This is a genomic window from Oleiphilus sp. HI0080 (genome assembly GCF_001635135.1).
Window position 1 is genome coordinate 1 of sequence record NZ_LWFU01001132.1, and the last position, 1536, is coordinate 1536.

Below are 1536 nucleotides of genomic sequence, written 5' to 3' on the forward strand. Positions count from 1 at the left end.
CGTTCGCCGCATTTGAGACAACGGCTACACTCGCCACCTCAGATTTCAAATACTCTTGCGCTACACGCTTCAAGTCATCCATGGTGACAGAGAGAACATGCTCCCTAAAACGTGCTCGCTGCTCTTTCGTGCGACCAAACAACAAACTATGAAAATCCCCCTTCGCTTCACCAGCAGGTGAACGCGGCTTATCGATCTGAGAAATGACACCAAGAATGGCCTGCTCTAGTTGCTCATGGTCATGCTCAGTTTCAAGCAACCATGCGACGGAAGCATCAAAGTCATCTAGGGTTTCGGTCAAACGCGGGTCACGATATGAGAAGAATCGGAAGGATGCGCTTGCACTATCTTGACTCGCGCCTCCACCGTAAGCTCCGCCTTGCTCACGGATCGCACGGTGAAGATACCCATTGCGTAGAAAGCCACCCAAGACCGTTAGAGCAGGTGCATCAGAGTGCTCAACTGCTACGCTAGGAAAAGCCTTGGCGCAAAAGTTGACTTGAGTGTTGGTGATCCATGCTTCCCTCGCCTGTTCTCGTAAGGGAGGAAGCGAAAACTCAGATACATTCTCTGGCTCGCTCAATGATTCTTCGCCGATCAGGCTTTTCAATTCTTCCAGCGCGTCGGCCTCACCGACCACCAAATACTGGCGCGGCATCTGCGTGACTTTCTTATGTATACGACTTAGCTGGCTAGACAAATCTCTTAGAGCCTGCTCATCTTTTAAGCCATCATCTAGTGTCTTCAAGGCCTTAATGCCGGCCAAACCACCCAAACGGTAACTTAGGTTTGCAGATGGACTAAGCTTGCTTGAAGCCGCGCCCATTGCGAGACTATGACCACCGTTAACAACAGATTGCTCTCGACGTGCACGCATCTGCGCGACAACTTCACGAATGCGCTCTACTTCGTCGTAACGCACGTCGCGAATAAAATCATGAATCAATGACATGAGCTCGCTTGCATTCCTACGTAATGCCTTACCTGAATACACCAGCACCCCACTGACATTTTGTACGTCGTCGATATCTCCTTTTACCGAAGTAAAAGCGTGCACACCTCCCGTTGATGCCGACTGCTGATTTTGCAGTTCGAGATAACTCGCATCACCCACACCAAGCTCCGTCGTAACCGCAGTATAAATCGGCAATAAGGCTTGTTCCTCAGCGCTGAGCTCTGGCAATTCAAAAATGACTTGCGTATACACGAGACCATTCGTTCCCTGCTCGTAACCGGTAATCTTTATCTGCTCATCAGAACCTGACAGTGTCTTGCTCGTTGGCGAGTAAAGTTCAACGGGAACATCCTCAATACCAACCTTGGGAAGAATCGACTCATCGTCTTTGCTCTCCTGCCGCTTTTTTAGCTCTGCGGCTTTGGCAATGACTTCTTTAACACCTTCCTCACTTAAGGCCGCTTTTTTGTCCGCCAACTCATGAAGCATTAAATCATGACGAACCTTTTCGTAACCCTGATCGGGCTTTAGGATCAAGGTTACGCGATGCGCGTTGTCGAGAAGTAATTTCTGAACACGCT

The 1536-nt window shown here is 49.5% G+C and carries 1 protein-coding gene; it reads right to left on the minus strand.

The window, feature by feature from the left end; translation table 11 throughout:
• Window positions 1–1536, minus strand: a 1536-nt coding sequence (locus tag A3751_RS20395; protein ID WP_369821270.1) for an insulinase family protein, incomplete at both ends; no start/stop codon positions are given.